The following is an 8,181-nucleotide window of genomic DNA, read 5'->3' as shown; positions in this document are numbered from 1 at the left end:
AGACGCGGCGCCCCCACCCACCCCGACCACCCAGGGCGACCAGACCGCCGTCGGGCACGGTGACCACGGTTCAACCCCGCGCGACCGGGGTTCTACCTCGGCGACGGGACCAGGTACAGCGCGCCGAGGGGCGGGACGCGCAGGGTCGCCGAGTGCGCTCGACCCTTCCAGGGCACGGCCTCGGCCTCGACCTCTCCGAGGTTGCCGACGCCCGACCCTCCGTACGTCTCGGCGTCGGTGTTGAGCACCTCGCGCCACGCGCCGCCCGACGGGAGGGGCAGCCGGTAGCCCTCGTGCGGCGTGCCGGCGAAGTTCACGACGACGGCGACCTCGCTCCCGTCGCGACCGCGCCGGACGTAGGCGAGGACGTTGTGGTCGGCGTCGTCGGCGTCGAGCCACTCGAAGCCTGAGGGGTCGTGGTCGAGCTCCCAGAGGGCGGGCGTGGCGCGGTAGAACGCGTTGAGGTCGCGGACGGCGCGCAGCACACCTTGGCGGCCGGGATCGGCGGCGAGCCCGTCCCAGTCGAGCGACGCGCCCTCGTCCCACTCGGTGTGCTGCCCGATCTCGCTGCCCATGAAGAGCAGCTGCTTGCCGGGGTGCGACCACTGGTAGGCGAGGAACACGCGGACGCCGGCACGCTTCTGCCAGTCGTCGCCGGGCATCTTGCCGTAGAGCGAGCCCTTGCCGTGCACGACCTCGTCGTGGCTGATGGGCAGCACGAACTGCTCCGAGTAGGCGTAGACCATCGAGAACGTGATCTCGTGGTGGTGGTAGCGCCGGTTGATGGGCTCCTCCGCGACGTAGCGCAGGGAGTCGTTCATCCAGCCCATGTTCCACTTCAGCCCGAAGCCGAGCCCGCCGGACGACGTCGGGCGCGTGACGCCGGGCCAGGCGGTCGACTCCTCGGCGATCATCATGACGCCGGGCGTGCGCCGGTAGGCGGTCGCGTTGGTCTCCTGGAGGAACGCGATGGCCTCGAGGTTCTCGCGCCCGCCGTGGACGTTGGGGTGCCACTGGCCCGGGCCGCGTGAGTAGTCGAGGTAGAGCATCGAGGCGACGGCGTCGACGCGCAGCGCGTCGACGTGGAACTCCTCGAACCAGTAGGTCGCGTTGGCGACGAGGAAGTTGCGCACCTCGTTGCGGCCGAAGTCGAAGACGAACGTGCCCCAGTCGGGCTGCTCGCCGCGCAGCGGGTCGGCGTGCTCGTAGCAGGGCGTGCCGTCGAACCGGGCGAGCGCCCACTCGTCGCGCGGGAAGTGCGCGGGCACCCAGTCGACGACGACGCCGATCCCGGCGGCGTGCAGGCGGTCGACGAGGTGGCGGAAGTCGTCGGGGTGGCCGAAGCGCGACGTGGGCGCGTAGTAGCCGGTCACCTGGTAGCCCCACGACCCGCCGAACGGGTGCTCGGCGACCGGCAGCAGCTCGACGTGCGTGAAGCCCTGCTCGACGACGTAGTCGGTGAGCTGCTCCGCGAGGTCGCGGTACGACAGGCCCCGGCGCCACGACCCGAGGTGCACCTCGTAGACGCTCACCGGGCCGGCGTGCGGGTCGCGCGCGGCGCGCTCGGCGAGCCACGCGTCGTCGGACCAGGCGAACTGCGACTCGACGACGACGCTCGCCGTCGCGGGTGGCACCTCCGCCGCCTTGGCGAGCGGGTCGGCCTTCTGCCGCCACGACCCGTCGGGGCCGAGGATCTCGTACTTGTACCGGGCGCCGGCGACGACGCCCGGGACGAACAGCTCCCACACGCCGCTGCTGCCGAGCGAGCGCATCGGGTGCGTCGAGCCCCAGCCGTTGAAGTCGCCGATGACGCGCACCGCGCGCGCGTTCGGCGCCCACACGGCGAACGCCGTGCCCGTCGTCTCGCCGAGCACGCTCGGGAACGTGCGGACGTTCGCCCCGAGCGCGCGCCACAGCTCCTCGTGCCGGCCCTCGCGGATCAGGTGCAGGTCGACGTCGCCCAGGGTGGGCAGGAAGCGGTACGGGTCGTCCGTCGTCGTGGTCTCGTCGCCGTACCGCGCGCGGACCCGGTAGTCGGGCGCGTGGCGCGTGCCGTCGTCGTCCCGGCGCACGGGCACGACGGCGGCCCACACGCCGTCCTGCTCGTGCGCGGCGGGGTGCTCGCCGTCCGCCGTCACGACGACGACCTCGTCGGCGAGGGGCCGCAGGACACGCACGACGGCGCGCGCGTCGTCGGCCTCGGGTGCGAGGTGCGGGCCGAGCACGGCGTGCGGGTCGAAGGTGCGTCCGGCGGCGGCGGCAGCGAGCGCGTCCGGCGGCACGACGACGGGTGGCGGGGTGGCGGAATCGGCGGGCCCGGTCATGGGGCAACCTTTCCACGCTTCGGTTGCCCCGACATGACGGGCTCGCCGGGTGGTCATGAGGGGGCGCTCGCGACCGCCCGGCGAGCCGGACCGTGGCGGCTCGTGGGTGCCGCGACGACGGGTTCGGTCGTGTGGCAGCCGAAGGCCTGCTGGTCAGGTGGTGCCGGCGAGCAGCCGGTCGACGGCGGCGAGCGGGATCGGCTCCCAGTCGGGGCGGTTGCGCGACTCGTAGACGACCTCGTAGAGCGCCTTGTCGAGCGTGAGCGCCCGGACGAGCGCCTCGGACGTCGCGCGGTCCACGCCCGCGGTGTCGGCCCGGTCGTACGCCTCGAGGAACGCGGTGCGCGCCTGCACCGCCCACGACGGGTCCGTCGCGCGCCCGACGGCGGCCGCGTAGTCGAACGACCGCACGATGCCGGCGACGTCGCGCAGCGCGAGGTCTGGGCGCGTCCGTTCGGCGACGGGACGCAGCGGCTCGCCCTCGAAGTCCAGCACCTTCCAGCCGAACCTCCGCGCGTGGAGGACCTGGCCCAGGTGCAGGTCGCCGTGGACGGTCTGCAGGCGGGGCAGCGCGTCGGGGACGCGCGTGACACCCGCGAGCCGGGCCGCGGTGCGGTCCCAGAACGTGGCGAGGTCCTTCGCGCGACGCGAGAGCGCCCGGGACGAGGCGACGGCCTCGTCGGAGCGGCGTCGCAGGTCCGCGACGAGCCACCGCGCGTCGACCGGCGAGCCGACCCCGAACGCGCGCCGCAGCGCGGAGTGCAGGTCGGCGAGCACGCGCCCGAGGTCCGCGGCGAGGTCGGCGAACGACGAGTCCTGGCCCGCGTAGGCGCACGCGAGGTCGAACCCGTCGCGAGCGCCCTCGACGAACTCGCCGAGGATCGCGAGGTGCGCCGACCGCGGCGCCTCCGGCATCGAGCCCGTGGCCGACGGCGGTGCCTCGCCTCGCCCGGTCGCCTCACCCGGGGGCGGTGCGGCAGGGTCGTCCGTCTCGTCCCACGTCACCTCGAACCAGGCGAGCGGCCGGGGCACGCCGGGCCAGCCCCGGGCGGCGAGCGCGCGCGGGATGGTCAGGTCGGGGTTCGGCCCGACCGCGATGGCGCGCAGGATCTTGAGCATCGTGCCGCCCGCGACGCCGGGGAGCAGCACCGAGCTGTTCGACTGCTCGACGCTCAGCGCTCGACCGCCCGTCAGGTCCAGGGCACGGTCGCTCACGTCCTCCCACGCCGAGGCTGCCAGCAGGGCGGCCCAGCACGCGGGGTGCGCGGCGCCGTCGTGCACGAGCCATGTCGCGCCGTCCTCGGCGACCGTGCCGATCGCCACGGCCGCGGCCCGCGGCTCCCGCGCGGGGGCGTCGCCCGCACCCGGGAGCGGCGTCAGAACGACCGGCACCTGCACGACGAGGTCCACGCCGTCGCCCACGAGCCGCAGGAGATGGAGGACGACGCGCGCACCCGACCAGGCGCCGTCGGGCAGGCCGTGGCGGGCCGGGTCTGGGACGTCGAGCGCGAACGACAGCCACGGTACGTGCCGGACGGCGACGCCCTTGACCGGGTACCAGCGCCGCGCGGGCAGCCAGGCGTCGAGGAGGGTCATGATCTCTGCCGAGGGCGGGTCGGTCCGCCGTACCGTCACGCGAGTCTCCGCTCCGTAGGGGGTCGCCACCCATGGCACCACGCCCGCGGCCCGCCCGCCGGACGAACCCGTGTGGGTGGCCGGCCCGACACTTGCCGGACGAGCCCACGGAGCAGGAAGGTCACGATCATGGAGTGCGAGCACGTCGCGGTCGAGCTGTCGGAGGAGATGGTCCCGCTGAGCCACGTCGTCTCCGTCGTGCACTGGTTCACGTGCGTGGTGTGCGGCGAGAGGGCGGGGATCGTCACGAAGACCGAGATGTTCGTGCCGGACGGGACGGGCTGATCAGGCGCCCGGCTCGCCGACCGACAGCCAGTAGAAGTCGCGCGACCCCCAGGTCATGACGACGCGCTCGTCGTCGTCGACCACGGGAAAGTGCGCGCCGCCGAACACGTCGGTGAGCGTCGCGCCGGCGAGGCCCGGGACGTGCACGGACGCCGAGCGTGCCGTCGCGGAGAGGTTCGCGACGCACAGGATGGTCTCGTCCGGGGTGCGGCGCAGGAACGCGAGGATCGACTCGTTGTCGCACTCGAGGGCCGTGAAGTCCCCGGTGCCGAACGCGGGGTGGCGCCGCCGCACCTTGAGCATCCCGTGCACCCAGTGCAGCAGTGAGGTCGACTGCTCGAGCTGCGCCTCGACGTTGACGTAGCCGTAGTGGTGCACGAGCGACTGGACGAGGGGCAGGTAGACCTTGCCGGGGTCGGCGGTCGAGAACCCGGCGTTGCGGTCGGGCGTCCACTGCATGGGCGTCCGGACGGCGTCGCGGTCGGGCAGCCAGATGTTGTCGCCCATGCCGATCTCGTCGCCGTAGTACAGGCACGGGCTGCCGGGCAGCGACAGGAGCAGCGCGTGGGCCAGCTCGACCTCCTTGCGCGAGTTGTCGAGCAGGGGCGCGAGCCGACGGCGGATGCCCACGTTCGCGCGCATGCGCGGGTCGGGTGCGTACCACCCGTACATCGACGCGCGCTCCTCGGTGGAGACCATCTCGAGCGTGAGCTCGTCGTGGTTGCGCAGGAACGTGCTCCACTGGGCGCCCGGCGGGATGGGGGGCGTGTCGGCCAGGATCTCGAGGATCTGGTTCGCGCGCTGGTCCCGGATCGCGAAGAACACGCGCGGCATGACGGGGAAGTGGAAGCACATGTGGCACTCGGGCTCGTCCTGCGTGCCGAAGTAGTCGACGACCTCGCGCGGCCACTGGTTCGCCTCGGCGAGCAGGATCCGGCCCGGGAACTCCGTGTCGACCATGCGCCGCACGCGGCGCAGGAAGGCGTGGGTCTCGGGCAGGTTCTCGCAGTTCGTCCCCTCGGCCTCGTACAGGTACGGCACCGCGTCGAGGCGGAACCCATCGACGCCGAGCTGCAGCCAGAACCGCGCGACGTCGAGCATCGCGTCGGCGACGCGGGGGTTCTCGAAGTTGAGGTCGGGCTGGTGCGAGAAGAACCGGTGCCAGAAGAACTGCCGTCGCACGGGGTCGAACGTCCAGTTCGAGGACTCCGTGTCGACGAAGATGATGCGCGCGTCCTGGTAGCGCGAGTCGTCGTCGCTCCACACGTAGAAGTCCCCGTACGGACCCTCGGGGTCGGCGCGCGACGCCTGGAACCACGGGTGCTGGTCGCTCGTGTGGTTCATGACGAGGTCGATGACGACGCGCATCCCGCGCGCGTGCGCCTCGCTCACGAGCTCGGCGAAGTCGGACGTCGAGCCGTACTGCGGCGCGATCGCGGTGTAGTCGGACACGTCGTAGCCGCCGTCGCGCAGCGGGGACGGGAAGAACGGGGGCAGCCACAGCGCGTCGATCCCCAGCCACTGGAGGTAGTCGAGGCGCGCGATGAGCCCGCGCAGGTCGCCCGTGCCGGTCCCGTCGGCGTCGGAGAACGCGCGGACGATGACCTCGTAGAACACGGCCGTGCGGTACCAGTCGGGGTCGTCGGACAGCCCCGGCCGCGCGTCCGCGGGCGCCACGGGCTGGCGCCGCGGCGGCAGCGCGGTGATCGGCACAGGCGCGGTGAGGGGCGGGACGGGCGCCGGCCCGGCCGCCGGTCCGCGCACCGGAACCGGCCGAGCGTCGCGGGGGAACGTCACGACGACCTCACGTGGACGACGTGCGCGACCTGGCGCATCGGCTCGAGCCGCACGTACACGTCCTGGCCCCAGCCGTAGCTCTCGCCGGTGAGCTCGTCGTGCGCGACGAACGACGGCGACCACGGGTCCTGGCCCTCGGCGTGCGGTGGCAGGCCGAGCGCTTCGAGATCGAGGTGCACGTTCGACTCCTGGGGGGAGTGCGGGTCGAGGTTGACGATCACGACGACCGTGTCGGCCTCGCCCGTCGGCGAGTGCTCCGCCGGCAGGTGCCGCGAGAACGCGAGCACCTGGTCGTTCGTCGTCGGGTGGACAGCGAGGTTGCGGAGCTGGCGCAGCGCCGGGTGGTCGCGGCGGATCTCGTTGAGGCGCGTGAGCAGCGTCGAGATGCCGATCTCCTCCGCGAGCGCCCAGTCGCGCGGCTTGTACTCGTACTTCTCGTTGTCGATCTGCTCCTCGACCCCCGGTCGCGGCACGTTCTCCACGAGCTCGTAGCCCGAGTAGATCCCCCAGGTCGGGGACCCCGTCGCGGCGAGCACGGCGCGGACCGCGAACCCGGCCACCCCGCCGTGCTGGAGGTAGGGCGGCAGGATGTCGTGCGTCGTCGGCCAGAAGCTCGGCCGCATGTACGCGGCGCCCTCGCCGGACACCTCCTCGAGGTACTCCGCGAGCTCGGCGCGCGTGTTGCGCCACGTGAAGTACGTGTACGACTGGTGGAACCCGATGCGCGCGAGCGTGTGCATCATCGCGGGCTTGGTGAACGCCTCCGACAGGAAGATCACCTCGGGGTTCGTGCGCCGGACCTCGGCGAGCAGCCACTCCCAGAAGTCGAGCGGCTTGGTGTGCGGGTTGTCGACGCGGAACGCGGTGACGCCCCGGTCGATCCACACGCGCACGACCCGCAGCACCTCGGCGTAGATCCCCTCGGGGTCGTCGTCGAAGTTCAGCGGGTAGATGTCCTGGTACTTCTTCGGCGGGTTCTCCGCGTACGCGATCGAGCCGTCGGCGCGCGTCGTGAACCACTCGGGGTGCTCGGCGACCCACGGGTGGTCGGGCGAGCACTGCAGCGCGAGGTCGATCGCGACCTCGAGCCCGTTGCGCCGCGCCTCCTTGACGAACGCGCGGAACGTGCGGTCGCTGCCGAGCTCGGGGTGGATCGCGTCGTGCCCGCCGTCCTTCGAGCCGATCGCGTACGGGCTGCCCGGGTCGCCCGGCAGCGCCGTGAGGGAGTTGTTGCGCCCCTTGCGGTGCGTCGTGCCGATGGGGTGGACGGGCGTGAGGTAGACGACGTCGAAACCCATTCCCGCGATCGCCGGGAGCCGGCGGGCCGCAGCGGTGAACGTCCCGGACCGCCAGCGCCCGTCCTTGAGACGCCGCGCGCCCTCGGAACGCGGGAACATCTCGTACCAGGCGCCCGCGAGCGCCAGCGGCCGCTCGACGCGGAGAGCGTACGTGGCCGACGCCGTCAGGTGGTCGCGCAGCGGGGCGCGGTCCAGGACCTCGCGCACCTCGGGCGACGTCGCGGCGGCGAGCCGGGCCTGGGCCGGCCGGCTCGGGTCGCGCAGCGCCGCGAGGGCGTCGTCGAGCACGAGCGTGTCCTCGGAGGAGAGGACGCCCGGCGTGCCGTCGGCGCCCGGGAGCGGGACGGCGTCGGCGAGGACCCGCTCGAACAGCAGCACGCCTTCGGCGAGCATGAGGTCGACGTCGACGCCCGCCTCGATCTTGACCGTCGCGTCGTGCGCCCACGTCCCGTACGGGTCGCTCCACGCCTCGACCCGCAGGGACCAGTCGCCGAGCGTGTCCGGGTGGAGCGTGGCGCGGAACCGGTCGAGCCCAGGAGCGACGTCGACCATGCGCGCCGTCCGCTCGGTCCCGTCCGGGGCGACGAGCACGGCCGTGGCGGCGACGGCGTCGTGCCCCTCGCGGAACACGGTCGCCTCGACCGGCACCATCTCCCCGGCGACCGCCTTGGCCGGCCAGCGCCCGCCCTCGACCACGGGCGAGACGTCGAGGACGGGGATGCGGCCGATCGGGGCCGCGAGCGCGGGGGAGGGGAGCGCTGCGGTGGGGACGAGGGACACGGGAGGCGGAGAGGCGGAGTGGCGCGGCGCGCGGGCCGGCGGGGTCGACGTCACGTGCACAA

General features: G+C 73.3%; 5 protein-coding genes. 1 reads left to right on the top strand and 4 read right to left on the bottom strand.

From position 1 onward, the window contains the following. Positions 1 to 92 precede the first annotated feature (92 nt). Both glgB and AC4H2H_RS17970 read right to left on the bottom strand, forming a co-directional pair. Complete coding sequence (gene glgB, locus AC4H2H_RS17975; protein ID WP_494372192.1) at positions 93 to 2,324, bottom strand: 1,4-alpha-glucan branching protein GlgB; 2,232 nt, start codon at positions 2,322 to 2,324, stop codon at positions 93 to 95. Between the two features lie 153 nt (positions 2,325 to 2,477). Further along, a complete protein-coding gene (locus tag AC4H2H_RS17970; RefSeq protein WP_494372191.1) occupies positions 2,478 to 3,959 on the bottom strand; it encodes an aminoglycoside phosphotransferase in 1,482 nt (493 codons plus the stop codon). Between the two features lie 129 nt (positions 3,960 to 4,088). Between AC4H2H_RS17970 and AC4H2H_RS17965 the strand changes: the two genes are divergently transcribed. Beyond that, positions 4,089 to 4,244, top strand: a complete 156-nt coding sequence (locus tag AC4H2H_RS17965) for a hypothetical protein (protein WP_494372190.1) — start codon at positions 4,089 to 4,091, stop codon at positions 4,242 to 4,244. Here AC4H2H_RS17965 and treS read toward each other — a convergent pair whose 3' ends face one another. Both treS and AC4H2H_RS17955 read right to left on the bottom strand, forming a co-directional pair. Then, positions 4,245 to 5,942: a maltose alpha-D-glucosyltransferase gene (treS, locus tag AC4H2H_RS17960; protein ID WP_494372194.1), complete on the bottom strand. Its 1,698-nt coding sequence runs from the start codon at positions 5,940 to 5,942 to the stop codon at positions 4,245 to 4,247. 95 nt (positions 5,943 to 6,037) lie between these two features. Beyond that, on the bottom strand, positions 6,038 to 8,173 hold the full coding sequence (locus AC4H2H_RS17955; protein WP_494372189.1) for an alpha-1,4-glucan--maltose-1-phosphate maltosyltransferase: 2,136 nt from the start codon (positions 8,171 to 8,173) through the stop codon (positions 6,038 to 6,040). Between the last annotated feature and the right edge of the window lie 8 nt (positions 8,174 to 8,181).

This window comes from Cellulosimicrobium sp. BMG9.22, assembly GCF_059159975.1.
Note: the sequence above shows the minus strand (reverse complement) of the source record. Positions and strands in the feature narration are given on the sequence as shown.

What these genes read in the sequence shown, in the direction of transcription:
- AC4H2H_RS17965 (WP_494372190.1), top strand. Translation starts at nt 4,089, where the DNA reads ATGGAGTGCGAGCACGTCGCGGTCGAGCTGTCGGAGGAGATGGTCCCG.
- glgB (WP_494372192.1), bottom strand. Translation starts at nt 2,324, where the DNA reads ATGACCGGGCCCGCCGATTCCGCCACCCCGCCACCCGTCGTCGTGCCG.